24 protein-coding genes are annotated in these 20,569 nt (G+C 36.5%); 13 read left to right on the top strand and 11 right to left on the bottom strand.

Annotated features, from left to right (window positions below; translation table 11 throughout):
• Positions 1-128: 128 nt before the first annotated feature.
• The 5 genes from H6W52_RS18775 to H6W52_RS18755 all read right to left on the bottom strand — a co-directional run bounded on the left by H6W52_RS18775 (position 129) and on the right by H6W52_RS18755 (position 3,730).
• A complete protein-coding gene (locus H6W52_RS18775) occupies positions 129-575 on the bottom strand; it encodes a lipocalin family protein (protein ID WP_116099758.1) in 447 nt (148 codons plus the stop codon).
• Between the two features lie 136 nt (positions 576-711).
• Complete coding sequence (locus tag H6W52_RS18770; RefSeq protein WP_185216892.1) at positions 712-981, bottom strand: RebB family R body protein; 270 nt, start codon at positions 979-981, stop codon at positions 712-714.
• A gap of 334 nt (positions 982-1,315) precedes the next feature.
• Positions 1,316-2,191 (bottom strand): aldo/keto reductase, encoded by an 876-nt coding sequence (locus H6W52_RS18765; protein WP_116099756.1) that lies wholly within the window; start codon positions 2,189-2,191, stop codon positions 1,316-1,318.
• A 104-nt stretch (positions 2,192-2,295) separates the two neighbouring features.
• Complete coding sequence (locus tag H6W52_RS18760) at positions 2,296-2,811, bottom strand: GNAT family N-acetyltransferase (protein ID WP_116099755.1); 516 nt, start codon at positions 2,809-2,811, stop codon at positions 2,296-2,298.
• A 10-nt stretch (positions 2,812-2,821) separates the two neighbouring features.
• Positions 2,822-3,730: a LysR family transcriptional regulator gene (locus H6W52_RS18755; RefSeq protein ID WP_108409146.1), complete on the bottom strand. Its 909-nt coding sequence runs from the start codon at positions 3,728-3,730 to the stop codon at positions 2,822-2,824.
• A 225-nt stretch (positions 3,731-3,955) separates the two neighbouring features.
• Between H6W52_RS18755 and H6W52_RS18750 the strand changes: the two genes are divergently transcribed.
• Genes H6W52_RS18750 through H6W52_RS18740 form a run of 3 tightly spaced genes read left to right on the top strand, consistent with a single transcriptional unit; the run spans position 3,956 to position 5,661 of the window.
• A complete protein-coding gene (locus tag H6W52_RS18750; protein WP_116099754.1) occupies positions 3,956-4,570 on the top strand; it encodes an NAD(P)H-dependent oxidoreductase in 615 nt (204 codons plus the stop codon).
• Complete coding sequence (locus H6W52_RS18745; protein WP_116099753.1) at positions 4,570-4,857, top strand: putative quinol monooxygenase; 288 nt, start codon at positions 4,570-4,572, stop codon at positions 4,855-4,857. Before H6W52_RS18750 ends, H6W52_RS18745 begins: the two co-directional genes overlap by 1 nt.
• Positions 4,858-4,908: 51 nt before the next feature.
• Complete coding sequence (locus H6W52_RS18740; RefSeq protein WP_116099752.1) at positions 4,909-5,661, top strand: type 1 glutamine amidotransferase domain-containing protein; 753 nt, start codon at positions 4,909-4,911, stop codon at positions 5,659-5,661.
• 268 nt (positions 5,662-5,929) lie between these two features.
• Here H6W52_RS18740 and H6W52_RS18735 read toward each other — a convergent pair whose 3' ends face one another.
• Complete coding sequence (locus H6W52_RS18735) at positions 5,930-6,373, bottom strand: carboxymuconolactone decarboxylase family protein (RefSeq protein WP_116099751.1); 444 nt, start codon at positions 6,371-6,373, stop codon at positions 5,930-5,932.
• A 65-nt stretch (positions 6,374-6,438) separates the two neighbouring features.
• Positions 6,439-7,011, bottom strand: coding sequence for a Crp/Fnr family transcriptional regulator (locus H6W52_RS18730; RefSeq protein WP_116099750.1), 573 nt, complete (start codon positions 7,009-7,011; stop codon positions 6,439-6,441).
• A gap of 68 nt (positions 7,012-7,079) precedes the next feature.
• Between H6W52_RS18730 and H6W52_RS18725 the strand changes: the two genes are divergently transcribed.
• On the top strand, positions 7,080-7,445 hold the full coding sequence (locus H6W52_RS18725) for a DUF1304 domain-containing protein (RefSeq protein ID WP_116099749.1): 366 nt from the start codon (positions 7,080-7,082) through the stop codon (positions 7,443-7,445).
• A gap of 225 nt (positions 7,446-7,670) precedes the next feature.
• On the opposite strand, the gene H6W52_RS18720 is transcribed toward H6W52_RS18725, so the two are convergent.
• Positions 7,671-8,135, bottom strand: coding sequence for a thioredoxin family protein (locus H6W52_RS18720; protein WP_116099748.1), 465 nt, complete (start codon positions 8,133-8,135; stop codon positions 7,671-7,673).
• Between the two features lie 198 nt (positions 8,136-8,333).
• Positions 8,334-10,403: a TonB-dependent receptor plug domain-containing protein gene (locus H6W52_RS18715; protein ID WP_116099747.1), complete on the bottom strand. Its 2,070-nt coding sequence runs from the start codon at positions 10,401-10,403 to the stop codon at positions 8,334-8,336.
• Positions 10,404-10,526: 123 nt separating this feature from the next.
• Between H6W52_RS18715 and H6W52_RS18710 the strand changes: the two genes are divergently transcribed.
• The 9 genes from H6W52_RS18710 to H6W52_RS18670 all read left to right on the top strand — a co-directional run bounded on the left by H6W52_RS18710 (position 10,527) and on the right by H6W52_RS18670 (position 19,303).
• A complete protein-coding gene (locus H6W52_RS18710) occupies positions 10,527-11,714 on the top strand; it encodes a homogentisate 1,2-dioxygenase (protein ID WP_116099746.1) in 1,188 nt (395 codons plus the stop codon).
• 200 nt (positions 11,715-11,914) lie between these two features.
• Positions 11,915-13,189 (top strand): acetyl-CoA hydrolase/transferase family protein, encoded by a 1,275-nt coding sequence (locus H6W52_RS18705; RefSeq protein ID WP_185204917.1) that lies wholly within the window; start codon positions 11,915-11,917, stop codon positions 13,187-13,189.
• A gap of 135 nt (positions 13,190-13,324) precedes the next feature.
• Positions 13,325-14,104: a hypothetical protein gene (locus H6W52_RS18700; RefSeq protein WP_116099744.1), complete on the top strand. Its 780-nt coding sequence runs from the start codon at positions 13,325-13,327 to the stop codon at positions 14,102-14,104.
• A 231-nt stretch (positions 14,105-14,335) separates the two neighbouring features.
• Positions 14,336-15,466: a 4-hydroxyphenylpyruvate dioxygenase gene (gene hppD, locus H6W52_RS18695; protein WP_087707682.1), complete on the top strand. Its 1,131-nt coding sequence runs from the start codon at positions 14,336-14,338 to the stop codon at positions 15,464-15,466.
• A gap of 71 nt (positions 15,467-15,537) precedes the next feature.
• Complete coding sequence (locus H6W52_RS18690) at positions 15,538-16,023, top strand: hypothetical protein (RefSeq protein ID WP_116099764.1); 486 nt, start codon at positions 15,538-15,540, stop codon at positions 16,021-16,023.
• Between the two features lie 94 nt (positions 16,024-16,117).
• Positions 16,118-17,365 (top strand): fumarylacetoacetase, encoded by a 1,248-nt coding sequence (fahA, locus tag H6W52_RS18685; RefSeq protein WP_116099743.1) that lies wholly within the window; start codon positions 16,118-16,120, stop codon positions 17,363-17,365.
• A 35-nt stretch (positions 17,366-17,400) separates the two neighbouring features.
• Positions 17,401-17,808 (top strand): GxxExxY protein, encoded by a 408-nt coding sequence (locus tag H6W52_RS18680; RefSeq protein ID WP_034673342.1) that lies wholly within the window; start codon positions 17,401-17,403, stop codon positions 17,806-17,808.
• Between the two features lie 63 nt (positions 17,809-17,871).
• Positions 17,872-18,693 carry a flavin reductase family protein gene (locus tag H6W52_RS18675; RefSeq protein WP_116099742.1) on the top strand — a complete coding sequence of 274 codons (822 nt, stop codon included), beginning with the start codon at positions 17,872-17,874 and terminating at the stop codon, positions 18,691-18,693.
• A gap of 7 nt (positions 18,694-18,700) precedes the next feature.
• Entirely contained in the window at positions 18,701-19,303 is a 603-nt protein-coding gene (locus H6W52_RS18670) for a hypothetical protein (RefSeq protein WP_123892017.1), read from the top strand.
• 40 nt (positions 19,304-19,343) lie between these two features.
• Here H6W52_RS18670 and H6W52_RS18665 read toward each other — a convergent pair whose 3' ends face one another.
• Together H6W52_RS18665 and H6W52_RS18660 are read right to left on the bottom strand one after the other, a co-directional pair.
• Positions 19,344-19,553, bottom strand: a complete 210-nt coding sequence (locus H6W52_RS18665; protein WP_116099740.1) for a hypothetical protein — start codon at positions 19,551-19,553, stop codon at positions 19,344-19,346.
• Positions 19,554-19,640: 87 nt separating this feature from the next.
• On the bottom strand, positions 19,641-20,480 hold the full coding sequence (locus H6W52_RS18660) for an alpha/beta hydrolase family protein (protein WP_116099739.1): 840 nt from the start codon (positions 20,478-20,480) through the stop codon (positions 19,641-19,643).
• Between the last annotated feature and the right edge of the window lie 89 nt (positions 20,481-20,569).

Genomic DNA, 20,569 nt, shown 5'->3' with positions numbered 1-20,569 from the left:
CCTGACAATGTTTAAATATTGCGGTTAGTATTCGAAATGTAACCCTGAGCTTGTCGAAGGGACCCTATTATAAAACCGCCTGCTCATTATTGTTCTCCAATATTAAGTAAAGGGATAAGTCAATTATTTTATTTGATTCTTTTATAAAAACGTCTCAATACATCTTTGGCTCCGTCGCCGTCGAAATCCTGAGTGCGGTCTTCTACCACCATATCAGATTCATTAAGCTTTGTGATGTAATACGGATACTTTTCCTGCCCTTCAAACCAGAATGTACTGTTTGCTTCAACAAACGTGTATTTTTGGATTACAACATCTGCTTTTTCACAGGTATTGTTGTTCTGCGCAAAAGAAATAGAAAAAAGATGGCTAGAAGTAAATTCGTGGGTGCTCATTTTCTGACATTCAGTTGAAAAAGAAACCAGAACCTGCTGATTTAAAGATTTGTAAATCTCGGTTTTTTCGACATACCATGTTCCGATAATGGAAGATTTATTGTCTGAATTCTGATCTTCATCACTTCCGGTGCAGGAAATAACAGAGAGCAGAAGAAATGACATGAGTATTTTGTTCATATTAATAAAATGTATTCTGGCTGTCTAATTTCTTAAACAGAGGTATTGTAAGTCCGCAAAAATAGATGAAATTCACGGCTTATACATGTTATGCCGAAAAAATCAGATGTTTTTGTTATTTAAAATTTTTAAATATTCAGGAGCCCGGATTTAATATTTTTGTAATGGAAATCGCATCCGCAACTGTATCGATGCTGTAAATCTGCATCACGCCCTGTGTAGTTGCTGCCTGAGCCAAGATATTCTGCTGATTCTGAGCGCTTACTGCATTCTGAAAAAGTATGCCTATAGAATGTGCCATAGCCTGATAAAGATTTCCCATTGCCACTGCAGGAGCATCTCCTAAAACTTTTACATTAGCCTGAGTTACGGCATCGGTGATCTGCTGATTTACTTTTGTATCCATAATTTTAGTTTTTAAGTATAATCGTAAAGTTAAATGATATTTTTTAATAAAAAAAGAAGCAATAATAATTTACTGCTTCTTTTTATTTAAAACATATTTAAACTAATCTCAGAATTAACCGCAAAAGGGACAAAAGATAATGTTAAAGCAAATTTATTTAACAATCAAAGCGTTCAAAAGAATAAAAATCAAAGATTTTTAAAAACTATGGTGAGCTTTTTAATTGATAATGATCAGCTTTAAATAAAAAATTTAGTACATCTTTTGTGACTTTTGTGGTTAAATAAAAGTTTAAATAAACTTAATGAAAACTATTTAAATGAAATTCCAGATCTTAAATATCCGCTACCGATTTCAGCATTTTCTGCTCCCATTCCGGATCTTTCGGATCGAAGAATAATCTTTTTCCGGTGTCTAAAGAACGAACCACGTTCATTTCATCTTCGGTTAATTCAAAATCAAAAATAGTAAAGTTTTCTTCAATTCTGGAAGGGGTAACCGATTTAGGAATCACGCAGAATCCTTCCTGTAAGTGCCATCTTAAAATTACCTGCGCCACCGTTTTACCGTATTTTTCGCCGATTGATTTAAGATCCGGATTATCCAGTAATCCTGCGTTTCCGTTTCCAAGCGGACTCCAAGGCTGCGTAATGATGTTATTTTCCCTGTTGTACACCTGAAGTTCTTTCTGCTGGAAAATCGGGTGCAGCTCGATCTGGTTGATGACAGGAAGTACGGTTGCATTTGCTTTTAGTTCTTCCATTTTATCTTCAGGGAAATTACAAACCCCGATTGCTTTTATTTTCCCTTCCTGATACAGTTCTTCCATCGCTTTCCATGCTCCTTTAAAATCCGAATACGGCCAGTGAATAAGATACATATCCAGATAATCCAGCTGCAGTCGGTCTAAAGTTCTCTGAAAAGCCCCTTTTGCCTGCTCATAAGAGGTATCCTGAACCCAAAGTTTTGAAGTAATGAATAATTCTTCACGGTCTGTTCCGCTGTTTTTAATCGCATTTCCTACTGCGGTTTCATTCTGGTAAATGGAAGCCGTATCAATCATTCTGTAGCCGGTTTCAATGGCCTTGATCACCGCATTTTCACATTCCTGCATATCTTCCATCTGCCAAACCCCGAATCCTAAAGCCGGAATATCCACTCCGTTGTTCAGTGTAATTACAGGCTGCCCTGTGTATGTTTTCTGTTGCATACTTTTTATTTATCTATTTAATTGTTAATTGTTAATTGTTAATTGTTAATTGTTAATTGTTAATTGTTAATTGTTAACCTTTTTAATTTTCATTTGAACTATCATTAGATTTTTAATCTGGCAGGTTCGATCTTATACATCAAACCTTGATGACCATCAAAATCGAATTCTCTATCGTAAACAAGTCCTAATTTTTCTAAAACCTTTATAGAAGCAATATTTTCAGCCATAACTCTTCCTACAATTTTACTCAGATGAAATTCATTGAAGCCATATTCTAAACATGCTTTTGCACTTTCTGTTGCAAATCCTTTGTTCCAGTATTCTTCAAAGAAACGAAAACCGATATCCGTTTCATCCGTTTCCTTACTGTATTTCAGACCACACCATCCTAAAAACTTTTCTGTAGCTTTTTCAATTACTGCCCATCTTCCAAAACCATTTTCATCATAATCTCTGTAGCTCAACAAAAAATCTCTGGCTTTTTCCACATTCTCAAAAGGTAAGTTTCCTGTATATTTAATAACATTGGGATTATTATTAAGATCATAAAAACTTAGTGCATCATTTGAATTTAATTCACGTAAAATAAGCCTTTCTGTTTCAAGAATTTTTTTCATAATTAAATGTTTATATGTCTTCTTTCCCCATCATCTTCCTAAAAAGTTCTTTGATGTGATCGATCTCCGTCTGATAATTGGTCTTTTTCCGGCATCCGAAATGCAGCGTGTTTTTTAATGGTTTTTCGCCTTCCCAGATCAGTTGCACTTCTCCGTTTTCAATTTCCTTTTTGCAGAGAAAATCAGGAACCACCGCCAAACCTGTTCCGCCTTTCAGACAACGCACAATTGAATTCAGGTTCGGAACAATGTAATTGGGACGGAAGTTCGGTTTATGCCCGAAATTCAGAATCCAGAACTGAAAAAGATGCTCCATATCTCCTGCCGTTCCGTACCATTTTTCATTTTTCAGCCATTCTTCCGCGTGTTCGATTCCCTTTTCATTTAAAATAATTTCAAACTGCTCTTTATCAACATCTTTTCCTCCCACAAGAATAATCTGTTCGGAAGAAAATGCTTCATGCTCAATATTCGGCGAAACTCCTTTTTTGGGGGTAATAATTAAATCTAAAATTCCTTTATCTAATTGATCGAGCATTTCGCGGTATTCTCCGAAACTGATGATCAGATTGAATGGCAGACTGGAAACGTACTGCTCCAGTGTTGTCTGAAAGGTTTCAAAACACATGCCGACACTGATGGTTGGCGTGAGTTTCTCCGTCGATTTCTGAAAGTTTTTCTCCACCTCTTCCAGTTTTGCCAAAGGTTCGGTAATGGCATTATACAAGACCTTTCCTCTTTCCGTCGGAATCATTCTCCTTCCGGTTCTGTCGAATAACTTATACCCGACATACGCTTCAAGAGAACTGAGATGCAGACTTACACCCGGTTGCGAAATAAACAGCGTATCCGCAGCTTCGGTAAGCGTTCCTGTTTTATAGATTGCCTTAAAAGTTCTGTACCATTCTAAATTAACCATAGGTATTACTTTTATGATGCAAATGTACCCAAATAATCATGATTATGATATTTTCAGCATCAATGAAAGCGATAAAGGCGGTCTATATTTAAATTAAAATACTGATTCACAAATCAATAAGTTAATTATTATTTAAATAATACTTAGCTATGATTTTTATTATTTTTCTTATAGTAATTTAGCCAATACCTTTGTCCCTGTAAAATTTAAACAATCATAAAAGCAATGAAAAAAGTATTAATTATCAACGGAGGACAGAATTTCGGACATTCCGGAGGAAAATATAACCAGACTATCGCAGAGAATACTTTAGAAGTACTTAAGAACTTTGAAAATGTAGAAGTAAAGATGACTAACGTAGATGAAGGGTATGATAAAAATGAAGAAGTGGCAAAATTTGTGTGGGCAGATTATATTATTTACCACACTCCGATCTGGTGGTTTCAGTTACCGAACGGTCTTAAAAAATATATCGATGAAGTCTTCACCGCAGGACACGCCAAAGGAATTTATATGAGCGACGGAAGAAGCGCCGATAATCCGAAGATCAACTACGGAACGGGAGGAATGCTTGGCGGAAGAAAATACATGGTAACCACAAGCTGGAATGCTCCTGCAACCGCATTTACGCTTCCGGGAGAATTTTTTAATGAAACCAGTGTAGACAATGGACCGTTATTTGGATTCCACCGGATGAATGCTTTCGTTTCTCTTGAAAAATTAGAAAGCTTCCACTTTCACGATGTCGAAAAAAATGCTGATGTAGAAAGAGATATGAAGCTATACAGAGAACATCTTACCGAAGTTTTTGAAAAAGAATTAAAACCCCAGTTGGCGTAATGAAGATTTATTTAACAGCAGTTATTAAAGCAAAAGAAGAATACAGAGCGGAAGTTCTGGAAGTTCTTCAGAATATGGTAAAAGAGACCGTGAAAGAGGAAGCCAACGAACTTTACAGGCTTCATCAGGGAATTGAAGATAAAAACCAGTTTGTATTTTATGAAATCTGGAAAAGCAGTGAAGGTTTAACACAACATAACGAACAGCCTTACATCAAAGCTTTCGGCGAACTGGTGGATGAAAAGCTTCAGGAGCAACCACAGATTTTTTTAACAGAAATAATTTAAAACACATTAAATAACTGAATTTCAACAGTCTATTTAACAGTAAATATCAGCATGAAAAAATTAACATTACTCGTCCTTGCCATCTTTATGGCAGGATTTATGCAGGCACAAACCAAAAAGTTTAAAAATATGGAAAAGAAAATTTTATTCGTCATTACCAGTCATGGGACAAAAGGCGACACCGGTGAAAAAACAGGATATTATCTGGGTGAAGCAGCTCATCCGTGGGAAGTTCTTCACAAAGCAGGATATGAAATAGATTTTGTAAGCCCGAAAGGCGGTACTTCTCCGGTAGACGGATTTGATCTGAAAGATCCTGTAAACAAAGAATTCTGGGAAAACGAAAAGTATAAAAACAAGATCGATCATTCCATGAAACCATCGGAAGTGAATCCTGAAGAATATAAAGCAATATTTTATGCGGGAGGTCATGGTGCGATGTGGGATTTTGCAGACAATACCGAACTGGCGTCCATCGCTTCTCAAATTTATGAAAACGGAGGTGTGGTTGCAGCAGTATGTCACGGTCCGGCTGGTTTGGTCAACATCAAATTGAATAACGGAAAATATCTGGTTGACGGTAAAAAAATCAATTCTTTCACCAACGAAGAAGAAGCTGAAGTAAAATTAACCAACGTGGTTCCTTTTCTTCTGGAAGATAAGCTGAAAGAAAGAGGTGCAAAATTTGAGAAATCCGGACTTTGGCAGGTTCACGCAGTGAGCGACCAAAGAGTAATTACCGGACAGAATCCTCAGTCTGCGAAAAGTGTAGGCGAAGAAATTCTAAAGGAATTGAAAAAATAAACAGACTAGTTTAAACTAATTTCAGAATAAACCACAAAAGATAATGATAAAGTGAATTTCCAGAATAATCAAAGTGCTCAAAAGAATAAAAACCAAAGATTTTTAAAAACTATTGTGACCTTTTTTTATTTATAATCACCAACTTTAAATAAAAGTTTAATTGATCTTTTTTGACTTTTGCGGTTAAATAAAAAGTTTAAACAGACTTAATAATGAAAAGAGCTTTTCAGACATGGAAAGCTCTTTTGTTTTACCCTGTATTTAAACACTATTTCCCGATCGGCATATGCGTGGAAATGGCAATCCTGTTCCACATATTAATGACAATACCTGCCATAATAATATCTGAAATCTGGGTTTCATCAAAAAGCCCTTTTGCCTTCTGATAGGTTTCTTCAGTTAATCCTTTCTGGCTGATTAACGTAATTTCTTCCGCGATCATCAGAATAACCTGCTCTTCCTCCGTATAAAGTTCTTTTGCATCTCTCCATGCATTCAGCAGGAAAATTCTTTGCGGTGTTTCGCCATACTTCAACGCATCTTTCGTATGCATATCCAGACAGAAAGCACATCCGTTGATCTGCGAAACTCTGATTTTAATTAATTCTTTCTGAATCGGACTTAAAAAACTGTTCTGAAGAGAAGTTTCCATGCCTATTCCCGCTTTGTACGCAGCAGGATGAACGGTTGTCCAGTTGAATCTTGCACTCATAAAATTTTGGTTTAAATTTCTGAGACAAAGTTCCGGTTTGAAGTCTGTAAAAATCTTAAACTGGTTTAAGAACGTAATTTCGCCCTGATTTCACTTAAATATTCCGGAGTAAAACCTAAAAAAGAAGCCACCAGATATTGCGGAATTCTTTGAATAAACCACGGATATTGAGTACTGAAATGCACATACAGTTCTTCGCGTGAAAATTCGTAAAGATAGCGGATGCGTCTTTCTGAAGCGGCATACGCTCTCTGGTAAATCATCCTGAAATACCGCTCCATAACGGGATGCTTTTTCAGCAGTTCTTCCTGATCTTTTGAATCAATTTTCAAAATGACTGATTTTTCGACCGACTGGATGCAAAAGTTCGAGATACACTGTCTTTCATACGCAAAAGTATCGGTGATCCACCAGTTTTCAATTGCAAATTCCGTAGTCTGCTCCACTCCTTTTTCATTGATGAAAAATTTTCTCAGACAGCCTTTTAACACAAAATACATCGACCGGCAGATTTCACCTTCAGTCATCAGATTCTGTTTCTTATTAGTATCCATCGGCTGAAAAAATGAAAGAATGGAAGAAAATTCATCATCGGTTACCGAAATAAATTTTTCCAAATGCTGCCTGAAAGTTTCCATTTTTTTTGAAAATTGTATAACCAAACTTAACTTTATTTTTTTAGTTTTACAAAACAAAAACGTAAATTATGGAAATTATAGCTAAAATACTCATTGCCGCTGTTGCCCTCGAACACCTTTATATTCTCTGGATGGAAATGTTTGCCTGGGAAACCAAAGGAAAAGAAGTTTTCAAAGCAGCCTTGCCTCCCGAAATGTTTAAACCTACCAAAGGTTTAGCCGCCAATCAGGGGCTGTACAACGGTTTTCTTGCAGCCGGACTCATCTGGTCATTCTTCATCGAAGATCCGAAATGGCAGACCAATATTGCTTTATTTTTCTTAGGATGCGTTGCCGTTGCCGGAATTTATGGTGCCATTTCTGCCACGAAGAAAATATTTTTTGTTCAGGCTTTACCTGCAATTCTCGCAATTGCTGCGGTGCTTTTAAAATAAAAACCCCTCCCGCAGATTTCATAACCCTTCATCATTTTTGAAGTAAAAATTTCCTCTCCAATAAAATAGATGAGGAATATTTGTATTGGTAATCTTTCGTACGCTGAGCGGAGCCGAAGCGTACAATGTGGTTATTGTAGAAATATCTATTTAATGTACGCTTCGGCTCCGCTCAGCGTACGGTAAAAAATCCACAGCTTCCTATCAATATAATAAACAAAATCACTATTCCAAAATCTCTTTGAGCTTCTTCTTTAATCTCTCAGGTTTAAATAACCCTTCATGATATTCAGCCAAATTTCCATGCTTATCCAGAATAATCCACAAAGGATAAACCGGCTGACTTTTATTTTTCGATAAAGCCAGAGCCAACTCATGAATTCCTGAATTTCCGTTAGACAGATAATGGTATTCTTTTCCTAAAAAACGGATGTTCTCTTTTGTTTTTTCAGCTTCAAAATTAATAATATAAAAATGCTGATTGATGAGTTCAACCAGTTCTTTATCCTTATTTAAATTGAATTTCTCGATTCTACAGACACTGCACCAATCTGTATAAAGATGAATCATGATTGGTTTCGGATCTTCCTTCTGCTGAATTTCCAAATCCGAAAAAGTGCCGGTTTTCATCTGCGAAAGACAAAAACACGGCACCAACATTAAAAATAAAAATATCGTTAGGCTTTTCATTTTATATATGTTTTTTCTTATAAAAATCTTTTAAACGCAAAGTTTTAATTTTTTCTATTTCATATAAGTGAGCAAAGATGGATCAACAAGTTGATTTGATGAAATTTTTCCTTACGCTCCGTGAAGCAAATTTATTTGCCTTTGCTTTCTAAAAACATTCTTGTTTATTAGAAAAATCTTTGCGTTAAAAATTCACAACTATTTTAAAGTATATTTCACCCCCAAAAAGCCTCTTATTTTCTGCATAGGCGCATATCCGTACGTCGTATCAAAAGTATAATGATAAGGATTGCTTACCGGATCATTTACATTTTTATCAAACGGATCAAAAGGCCGCATCAACGGATCTTTCGGAGTAAAATTGAAAAGATTTTTTATTCCGCAATACACTTCAAATCCCGATTTAAAACTCTTCGAAACCTGAATATTCGCTAAAGTATACAAGGGAGAATACTCCGGTCGGTAATCATTCGGTAAAACCGGCAGTCGCATCGGTCCGTAAAACTGTCCTGTAAAATCGACTGTCAGATTATTCTTAAACCTATAACTCAGATTATATGTCCCGCTCCATTTCGGGGCATGAAGCTGTTGCGATTTTTCATTTTCCCCATCAAACTTCTGATAAACATCCAGATACGTCACTCCCAGATTAACGCTCAAAGGAAAATCAAAAGTATAATCCAGATTTAAAGAAGCTCCTCTCGAAATTCCGTACCCCTGAAGATTATCATAAATAATTTTCGCAGGATCGGTATCAAAATCTCCTACAATTTTATTGCTGAAATACGTATAAAATGCTGAAGCATCCAAATTAATCATTTGATCTCCAACCGGAATTTTCCATACATAATTTACATTTCCGTTGATGGATTTTTCAGGCTTTAAATTCGACCGAATCACCACTTCACGCGAACCCGTTAATGCAGCGTGATCTTCGGTAAATAAATTCACCACACGGAAACCCGTCCCGAAATTGAATCTTACAGTATGATAAGGATTCGGCGAAAATTTCCATGCAAAACGCGGAGAATGTACGGCATGATGAATTTTGTCATAATCCAATCTGTACCCCAACAGCAACGTATTTTTCTCATTAATTTCCCACTGATCCTGAACAAAAGCTCCAACAATCGGCGACCTCATCGGTTCGTTGGTTAATCCGTCCGCAGACAACGTTCCCGGCGTATTGTCATCATAGTACGTCTTTTTAAATGTAACCCCCAGAATCAAATCGTGTTTTCCGAATTTTTTATCCCAATACGTCTGGGTAAAAGCCACTTTCTGATTCGCCAGAAAAGGATTATTGCCATAAAAAGAATTCTGGTCATGGAAATTATAGGAAAACTGAGTGATAATATTCTCTTTTAAAGGCCATTGATAGACCCCGAAAGCCTCTACTCTGTTTGTATAAATACTTTCTCCGTATACTTCACTGCTCCCCCGATAGGATCTATTCCACTGCATTTCTCCGCCAAAGCGGTCTTCATATAAATATCTTAGAGCAAAATTCCCCAATCGGTTTTCCTTTCTCCGGAAATTCCATTTGTTAAAAACTGAAATTCTGTTCTGCAAAGCTCCATCTGTAAAATTATCTTTATTAAAATCGAATCTTTTTGTATAGTTGAAATAATTCATGCTCAACAGCGAAGCGACATTCTTTCCCAAATTAAATTTCGTGGAAAGGTCTACATTATTTTCACTCCAGGTTGTCGTCATGAGATCAATACTTAATTTGGGTGCTGTCAAAGCATTTTTAGTAATGATATTGATGACACCGCCCATTGCTTCGGAGCCGTAAATAGAAGAAGCAGGACCTTTTACTACCTCAATCCTGTCAACCAGACTATTCGGAATTCCGCTCAGTCCGTAAACGGTGGACAGCGAACTTACAATCGGCATTCCGTCAATCAAAATCATCGTGTAAGGACCTTCCAGTCCGTTGATGTGAATATCTCCCGTATTGCAGACGGAACAATTTAACTGAGGTTTTACTCCATTCACCATAGAAATAGCTTCAAAAATGCTCGGCGTCGGGTTTTTCTGAAAAAACTTCTGCGAATAAATTTCAACATTTACAGGACTTTTTGATTTGCTGATGGGTTTTATCGTTCCTGTAATCACCACATCATCAATATCTCTTGTTTTTATTTTTGGATTTGAAACTTTTACAGAATCCTGCTCTTTCGACCCATTCAAAATCAGACTGTCCGTTTCCTGTGAAAAGCAGAACCCCGAAAAGAAGATTGCAGAAAATAATATTCGCCTCATGAAATTATAATTGTTAGACAAAGCTAACAATTATTTTCCAACTACAAAACATGATTGGAAAAATATTATTAAATTGAATTCATGAAAAAGTGTTAAATTTGAGAATCAACATATAAAAGTAAAATGAGATATCATCAGTCGGGAAATATTCCCCAAAAAAGACACACGATTTTCAAATCTCCTGAAGATAAATTTTACTATGAACAGCTTTTCGGGACGGAAGGTTTTCATGGAATTTCTTCGTTATTGTACCATATTCACCGTCCGACACAGATAAAATCCATCGGTGAACCGAAAGATGTAGCCCCGAAAATTGCTGTTGAAAAAAATGTAACGCCAAGAATGTTTAAGGGAATGAACGTAACTCCCGAAGACGATTTTATGGACAGCCGTAAGTTCTTAATGGTGAACAACGACCTGAAAATGGGACTGTCGAAGCCAAGAAAATCAATGGATTATTTTTACAAAAATGCTGAGTGCGATGAGCTTTTATACGCTCACAGCGGAAGCGGAATTTTAAAAACTTTTGTGGGAAATTTAGAGTTTTCTGTAGGCGATTATTTAATTATACCAAGAGGAACGATTTATCAGTTGGAACTGCATTCTGATGATACCGTTTTCTTCGTGGTAGAAAGCCACTCCCCGATTTATACGCCAAAAAGATACAGAAACGAATTCGGACAATTATTGGAACACTCTCCTTTCTGCGAAAGGGACATCATCACTCCTACTTTTGTGGAACCGAAAGACGAAAAGGGAGAATTTTTAATTAAAGTAAAAAAAGAAAACCAGATTACAGACTTCATCTACGCAACGCATCCGTTTGATGTTGTGGGATGGGACGGTTATTTTTATCCTTACAAATTCAATATCAAAAACTTTGAGCCGATTACTGGAAGAATTCATCAACCGCCTCCGGTTCACCAGACTTTCGAAGCTCATAATTTTGTGGTTTGCTCGTTCTGTGCAAGAATGTACGATTATCATCCACAAGCCATTCCGGCTCCTTATAATCATTCAAATATCGATTCTGATGAGGTTTTATTTTATACGGAAGGTGATTTCATGAGCCGAAACCATATCGACTTAATGGATTTCACGCTTCACCCGGGAGGAATTGTTCACGGACCACATCCGGGAGCTATGGAAAGAAGCATCGGTAAAAAATTTACGGAAGAATATGCTGTAATGGTAGATCCTTTCAGACCTTTGAAAATTACGGAAGAAGCTTTAAAAGTGGAAGATCCTTCCTATAAAACTTCATGGCTGGAAAGCGAAGACAACCATCTTGAAGACCGTTCTCAGGAGTAATAAAGCTTTTGGCGACTGGCTTCCGGCTTTTAGCTATAAAATTATTATCAAAATATATTGTGGACTGAATATTAATATTTCAGTCCTTTTTTTTTGAATCAATTTAATTAAAACATGATAAAAATCTTCGAATAATAAGACTAAGTAAAAACAATATGAACTATCTTTAAGACTAAGAAAAATTCATAAAAAATTTCAATATGCAAAATTACATCAGCGCAGAAGAAGCTATTTATACCATTAAAAGCGGAAACCGTGTTTTCTTTCACGGAAGCGCCTGTACTCCGAATTACTTAATCGACGAACTAGCGAGGCAATCTCATCGTTTGGATAATGTAGAAATGGTTTCCATTACCCAGCAGGGAAATGTGGAAATTGCAAAACCTGAGTACAAAGACAAATTTTTCGTTAATTCTTTATTTGTTTCGTCTCCTGTCCGCGATGCAGTGAATTCTGACAGAGGAGATTTTGTTCCCGTATTTCTAAGTGAGATTCCTATCCTTTTCAGAAAAAATATATTACCGCTTGATGTTGCTTTAATTACTGTTTCACCGCCTGACAAACATGGTTTCTGTACATTGGGAACTTCTGTGGATGTTGCCAGAGCTGCAGTTGATACTGCAAAAATCATTGTCGCCGTAGTCAATCCTTTAATGCCGAGAACGCATGGTGACGGAATGATCCACATCAGCAGAATTCATAAGCTTGTATGGCATGAAGAAGAACTTCCTACCGTAGATTACGGAGCAAAAGTAGGTCCTGAAGAAATGCTGGTCGGAAAAAATGTTGCCGAATTAATTGACGATAAATCCACCCTGCAAATGGGAATCGGAACCATTCCTGATGCGGTTTTGAAATGTCTTCACAATCATAAAGATCTGGGAGTACATACCGAAATGCTGAGTGACGGTGTAATTGATCTGATCCAGAATGATGTCATCAACAATAAATATAAAGGCTACAACGACAATAAAACCATTACCAGTTTCTGTTTCGGAACAAGAAAACTGTATGATTATGTGGATGATAATACCGTATTTTCGTTTGATGATGTAAGTACGGTAAATTTTCCGATCAATATCATGAGAAATAATAAAATGGTTGCCATCAATTCGGCGATTGAAATTGATCTTACCGGACAGGTTTGTGCAGATTCCATCGGAACGATGCAGTACAGCGGAATCGGAGGGCAGATGGACTTTATGAGAGGAGCAGCATTAAGCGAAGACGGAAAACCGATCATTGCCATTACTTCGAGAACCAAAAAAGGAGTTTCCAGAATTGTTCCTTTCCTGAAACAGGGAGCCGGAGTGGTAACCACAAGAGGGCATATTCATTGGGTTGTAACGGAGTACGGTACTGCTTATCTTTATGGAAAAAATTTAAGACAGAGAGCTCAGGAATTAATCAGCATTGCGCATCCCGATGACAGGGAAATGCTGGAAAAAGCTGCTTATGAAAGGTTTAAGCACTAATTTTTCATTTATTTTACCAGATTTTCAGGTTCCATGTCCTAAAAAAAATACACCTTCAATTTAACATAATGAAATAGTCGGAAAAATTCAGTTAAATGGCAGTATATTTGCTAAAGAGCTTTTAAAAACAGGACATTGAAAACGATATATAATTCGATAAGAGAAGAGGTTATAAAACATCCCAAAGTGAAAAATTCGGTTCTGGGAAATGTACAGGAATGGAAGCGAAGCCATTATATTATTCTTTCTGAAATCATTAAAGATGAACTTTCTGAGGCTGAAGAACTTAAAGGCGGAAAAAAGTTTGAAATTGGGAATACGATTTCCCATGTTACCCTTCAGCGTTTTTTTGAAAATGATTATCAGGACAAAACGCACAACGATCTCCGGTTTCTGAAAACACTGGATAAGATCTGTATTTTTCTGGGGTATAAAGATTTAAATGCCTACATCCAGTTTATAAAGGAAAAGAGACAGGATAACGAAGAAAACAGCAGTCAGAAATTTTTCCAGATGGTGTATGATTACTGCGCTACCGTTTTTGAATTTTATAAACAGTTTCCGGATCATAAAACGGAACTCTTCAAAGATTTGGTTTTTAATGAATCTCCTTTTCTGGAACGAGCATCGCACTTCAGCAAAGAATTGTGCGACAGGGATTTTCATCTGGTAACGAAAAATAACCGTTCGAATTATGAAGTATTCGATATCCATATCGTGACGGATGAACCGGACAAAAAAATTCTGGAATCTCAGGAATTCTGGAATCTGCTTTTCAAAGTAGGAGCAACAGATGAAGAGCATTTTGTAAACCAACTGAATACCCAAATCTATTTCATCCGCAAAATAGACAATGTCTGGAAAATCTGGGATAATTATAATCCCGACGCAGGTAGATTAAACAATATAAAATAAAGAAAGCCGCAGGGAAAACCTGTGGCTTCATTTTTCGAAATATTTTTTTTTCATTTGTTAGCAATACAAATCTATAAACATTATTATCAAAACAATAAACTTAAGCATACTTAAATGAACTTTTCTTTACGATTATGTTAAATTAACCTAACGTGCGTTTGTTAATATTTTTCGTATTAGTAAGAAATTCGTAATTTGCATTCCCATAAATATAAAAGTAAAAATAGAAATATGTCAACACTTACATTTGCCGAAAAAATTGCTCAGGCTGAGAATTTTTTACCCATCAACGGTACAGATTACATTGAGTTTTATGTAGGAAATGCTAAACAGGCTGCACATTATTACAAAACCGCATTTGGTTTTCAGTCTGTTGCATACGCTGGTCCTGAAACCGGAGTAAGAGATCGTGCTTCTTATGTTCTTCAGCAGGGAAAAATAAGATTGGTACTTACAACAGGGCTAAAGTCTGATTCTCCCATCAATGAGCATGTAAAAAAACATGGTGATGGAGTGAAAATTTTGGCTCTTTGGGTGGATGATGCCTATTCTGCGTTTGAAGAAACCACAAAAAGAGGCGGAAAACCTTATCTTGAACCTGTAACATTAACAGACGAAAACGGTGAGGTAAGAATGTCCGGAATTTATACTTACGGAGAGACCGTTCACATGTTTATCGAAAGAAAAAATTATAACGGTCCTTTCATGCCGGGTTACGAAAAGTGGGAAAGCGATTACAAGCCTGAAGATGCAGGTTTATTGTATGTAGACCACTGTGTAGGAAATGTAGACTGGGACAGAATGATCCCAACGGTAGAATGGTATGAAAAAGTAATGGGATTTGTAAACATTCTTTCTTTTGACGATAAGCAGATTAACACAGAATATTCTGCTTTGATGTCTAAAGTAATGTCCAACGGAAACGGTTACGCAAAATTCCCGATTAACGAACCTGCAGAAGGTAAGAAAAAATCGCAGGTAGAAGAATATCTTGATTTCTACGAAGGTGAAGGTGTACAGCACATTGCAGTAGCTACAAAAGACATTATCCACACCGTAACAGAATTAAAAAAACGTGGTGTTGAGTTTTTATCTGCGCCGCCTGAAGCCTATTACGATATGGTTCCTGAAAGAGTGGGACACATCGACGAAGATCTTAAGAAACTTCAGGAACTGGGAATTCTTATCGATCATGACGAGGAAGGATATTTGCTGCAGATCTTTACAAAACCTGTAGAAGACCGTCCTACTCTATTCTTTGAAATTATTGAAAGACACGGAGCGCAAAGCTTCGGAGCAGGAAACTTCAAAGCATTATTCGAAGCATTGGAAAGAGAACAGGAAAGAAGAGGAAACCTTTAATTTTATTTGTAATATTGAGTTTTGTCAGGATGAACAGTCTTGACAAAACTTTTTTTAAAAAACACATTAATATGAGAAAATTTTTAATGGGAATGTTATTTTTAGGAGCAAGCTTTGGATTAAAAGCGCAGTACGGTTCACTAAATGATATTCTTACCCGACTTGAAGAAAGAAAGGGAGTCAACCAGAATCTGGAAGCGGTAAACATCGACAATAAAAAATTTGTTTTCATCAATGATGAAGCAGACCATACCGAAAGGGATTTTATTGTCATTAAAGGAAACAAAGCGACTTATGTAGAGGTTTTTGATGATAAAGCTACCGGAGAAAGCAGTTCTAATGTTTTTTCAGGGGATATTGTAAGAAACAAAAAGAACATCATTTCTTTAAGAGCGGATCTTCTGGAAAACAAAAAAGTTCCGATCCCCGTTACCAAAACATTGCTTTTAACAAGACAGGACAATATTCTGTACCTGATCGACGTGAATACTAAAGCAAGATGGATTGACGAAGAATCTTTTTCTAAAGTTAAAAACAAAACCAAATCTAAAAAGTAAATATTTTGAACGCTTAAACTGATTAAAAAGCCTTCAGAATATTTAAAATTTAAAATCTAACGGATTTATAAAGTCCAAACTAAATTCTAAAATTATGAAATCATTTGTAGAATATTCATCAGATTCAGATTTTTCTATCCATAATATTCCGTTTGGTGTAGCGGTTTTCAACAAAGAATACATCGGATGCTGTACAAGAATCGGCGATCAGATCATCGATCTTGCAACGTTATACGATCTGGGATATTTCGAAGAAATCGAAGGCTTAGGCGATAACGTTTTCGAAGCCTATACCTTAAATGAATTCATCGAACTTGGAAAGCCTGTAACGAATGCCGTTCGTTTAAAAATTCAGGAATTATTACAGGAAGGTTCTACTTTGTCAAAAGACGAAAAAACAATCGAAGAAGCCTTCTATGAGCTGGATCAGGTTAAAATGATGATGCCGGTTCATATTCCCAATTACACAGATTTTTACAGCAGCATCGAACACGCAACCAACGTGGGAAAAATGTTCAGAGATCCTGCAAATGCCCTGCTTCCCAACTGGAAACATCTTCCGGTAGGTTATCACGGAAGAGCTTCCTCTATTGTAGTGTCAGGAACGGAAATCAACCGTCCGAAAGGTCAGATGAAACCTGCAGATGTGGAAAAGCCAGTCTTCGGACCTTGCAAACAGTTGGATTTCGAACTTGAAATGGCATTCATTATCAATAAAAACACCGAAATGGGCGAAAGTATCTCAACCAAAGATGCTGAAGACGCCATTTTCGGGATGGTGGTTTTCAACGATTGGTCGGCAAGAGACATTCAGTCTTGGGAGTACGTTCCGCTGGGACCATTTTTAGCTAAAAATTTCGGTTCCTCTATTTCGCCGTGGGTGGTTACTCTGGAAGCTTTAGAACCATTCAGAACCGCTTCTCCTACACAGGATCCTGAAGTTCTGGATTATCTGAAATTTGAAGGTGATAAAAATTACGACATCAATCTTGAAGTCTATCTTCAACCTGAAAACGGAGAGCAAAACCTGATCTCCGAAAGCAATTACAAACACATGTACTGGAACATGACGCAGCAACTGGCTCATCACACCGTAAACGGCTGCAACGTGGAAGTCGGAGATCTTTACGCGAGCGGAACCATTTCAGGAAGCGATCCGAAATCTTTCGGTTCCATGCTGGAATTAACGTGGAGAGGTCAGAATCCGATTCAGTTAAACAACGGAGAAGAAAGAAAATTCATCAACGATAACGATACCGTAAGCATGAAAGCCTGGGCTGAAAAAGACGGAGTGAGAGTTGGTTTCGGTGAAGTTTCAGGGAAAATCATTCCTGCTCTGTAAAAATAGATTTAACCACAAAAGTCACAAAAGCTTTTATGATTACACAATCTTATTTAACCGATCTTACTTACAAGATTAACGGAGCATGCATAGAAGTTCACAAAATTTTAGGAGCCGGTTTATTGGAAAGTGTCTACCATAAATGTCTGGAAGAAGAATTCAGATTAAGAAATATAAATTTTAAATCCGAGTTTAAAGTGCCCATCATTTATAAAGGGAAAGAAATAAATTGTGATTTCTTTTGTGATTTTTTGGTTGAAGATTTAATTGTAATTGAATTAAAAGCAGTTTCAGAACTGAACGAAATTCATCGTGCCCAAATTTTGAATTATATAAATTTAATGAAGAAGCCCAAAGGAATACTGGTGAATTTTAATGTGAAAAATTTATATCATCAAGGACATGAAACTTTTGTAAATAAATATTACGATATGCTTTTTTGATCTTGAAAAATTTAATTATTTACTTAAAAAAAACTTTTGTGCCTTTTGTGGTTAAATAAAAATATGAAAACACTCATCCCATCAGAAATAACTCCCGTGCAACTGCAGACAGTTATGCAGACTGCCGTTTCACCACGTCCGATTGCATTGGCTTCAACGGTTGATAAAGACGGAAACAGCAATTTGTCGCCGTTCAGTTTTTTTAATATGTTCAGTACGGTTCCTCCGATTTTGGTTTTTTCGCCTTCAAGAAGAGTTCGCGACAATACGATCAAACATACACTGGAAAATGTTCTGGAAGTTCCGGAAGTGGTGATCGGAACGGTTAATTTTCCGATTGTACAGCAGATCTCTTTGGCTTCAACAGAATATGAAGAAGGCGTTAACGAATTCATTAAATCCGGATTAACGATGAAAGATGCTGATCTTGTTCAGCCTAAATTAATTGAAGAATGTCCTGTAAATTTTGAATGTAAAGTTTTAGAAGTAAAATCTTTAGGCGATCAGGGCGGTGCAGGAAATCTGGTGATCTGTGAAGTTCAGAAAATTCATATCCGGGAAGAATATCTGGATGAAAACGGCAATCTGGATCAGGCAAAACTGGATATGGTAGCTAGACTGGGAAGCAACTGGTATTCCAGAAATACGGCAGACAATCTTTTTGAAGTTCCAAAACCTCTGGTAACGAAAGGAATCGGTTTCGATCTTCTTCCGGACGAAATAAAATTCAGCAGAATATTTACAGGAAACGATTTGGGAATGTTGGCGAATGTTGAAATCTTACCGGCAGGAAACTATCATTCCGACGAGAATGTTCATCTGGAAGCTCAGAAATTATTACTGGAAAGTAAAATTGAAGAAGCGTGGAAAATTCTGATTTATTAAGGGATTTATGAGAAAATATTTCTTCCTATTATTGATATTGCTGGGTTTACAGTCATGCTACTATCCGGTTAGAAAAGATTATGGAATTTACAGCAAATCGCTCGTATTTTCCAAAGATCAGAAATGGCTGATTAACAATATCAATACAACGGTTGATGCACACCATCGGGAAATGATGACTGCAGAAACCATGAAATTATTTACTCAGCTAAGTGAAGGAAAAGCTTATGATTTAAAAACAGCAAAATCCGAAAACTTAATCAGTCATGATATTCCATTCAGTCCGGAAGCGGAAGATCTGGAAGACCTTAAAAACAATTCAGATTTCAACTTTCTGGTGAATATTTATACGTTCAAAGTCCGAAACGGTTTAGACCATACTTTAGGCGTACAAGACGAATACAGAAAAAATGAAACGTTTGCAATGATGGATGTTTATGACATCAAAACATTGAAAAAGATCTACACCCTCAAAGCCTATTCGGAAGTTTCTGTAGAAAAAGGTGAGAAAGCAACCATCTTTACACCCTCTACTGAAATGATGACGATGAAAAACTTCAGAAGTCTTTTAAAATCAATAAAAAAGAATGCGATCAGGATCAACAAATAAAAAGGAGTGAAAAATTTCACTCCTTTATTTTTTGCTTAGATTAGTAGCAACATTGCCAACGTCCGTTAGCGTTGGTTTCTGTTCCGAAATTTGGTGACTGACATGGTGGTACAAGACAATTTCCCTGACCGTCACTTAAGTAGTAATTATAGCATCCGCTTGCACAGATTAAAACTTTTTCTCCTCCGGCAATATGCTTTTGAGCTTCTCTGCTTAATTTCTGACCATTCTTTAATTCTGAATTTTTCATAATAACTTGATTTTTGGTGATTTAATTTGTCACTAATATATGAAAAATTTTTAATTTGAATATGAATTATTTATAAATCCAGAAAAATCATATTTTCTCTTTAATGAACGTAATGCATTTTTCTGTAACTTCATGAAGGTCTTTCGGAAGTTGTTCTTCTTCCCACGGTTCCTTTGCTCCAAAAGTATGATTGGCATTTTCAAACAGATGCAGTTCAGAATTTGGGTTCAGAATGTGAAGATGCTCTGCGCTTTTTACATTCACCGCCTCATCATCTGTCCCATGAACGATTAAATAATGTACTTTCGCCATCTCGGTTGCCCTTTCGACATCAAAACGGTGAAAATTATTTTCAAAATCTTCATAAAACTGATAATAATGAGGCATTTCCTGCTTTGTTCTTCCATTTATGACATAATACACTCCAGCTTCCTTCCATTTTTCGAAGGCATCGTTTTTCGGGAAACGATCCAGTGTATCTACACTTGCAAGCGTAATTAAACCATGAATTCTTTCATCCTCAAAACTTTTGATGATTGAAATTCCTCCTCCCCTGCTGTGACCGATCAGGATAATCTTATCAGCATCTGCTTTTTCATTTTTAACGAAGTAATCAATCACGGTTCCCAGATCCGAAAGCTCCTTAGAATAATTACTATTTCCAAACGCTTCAAGATCAGCAAATTCATGAGGATTTTCAACTGTTGTTCCGTTGTGCGAAAAATTAAATTTCACAAAGAAAAATCCGGCTTCCGCAAACTTTTCAGCCATAAGATTCCATGCGCCCCAATCTTTGTAGCCTTTATAGCCGTGAACGAAAATCACCAACGGTAATTTCTGTTCAGTTTCCGGAAAAAAGGCATCGGCGAGAAAATCTCTGGTTTCAGGATTGGAAATAATGATATTTTGCTTTTTTGTGATCTGCATATTGTATTGTATAATAACGTGAATTCGGAGAAAAACATGAGGTGCTTAATGTCTAAAATTAATATTTTAGAATTGAACAAATACTAAAA

This window comes from Chryseobacterium sp. C2(2020) (assembly GCF_014218915.1).
GTDB lineage: Bacteria > Bacteroidota > Bacteroidia > Flavobacteriales > Weeksellaceae > Chryseobacterium > Chryseobacterium mucoviscidosis.
The sequence above is the reverse complement of the archived record's forward strand: the minus strand, read 5'-3'. Positions and strand labels throughout refer to the sequence as shown.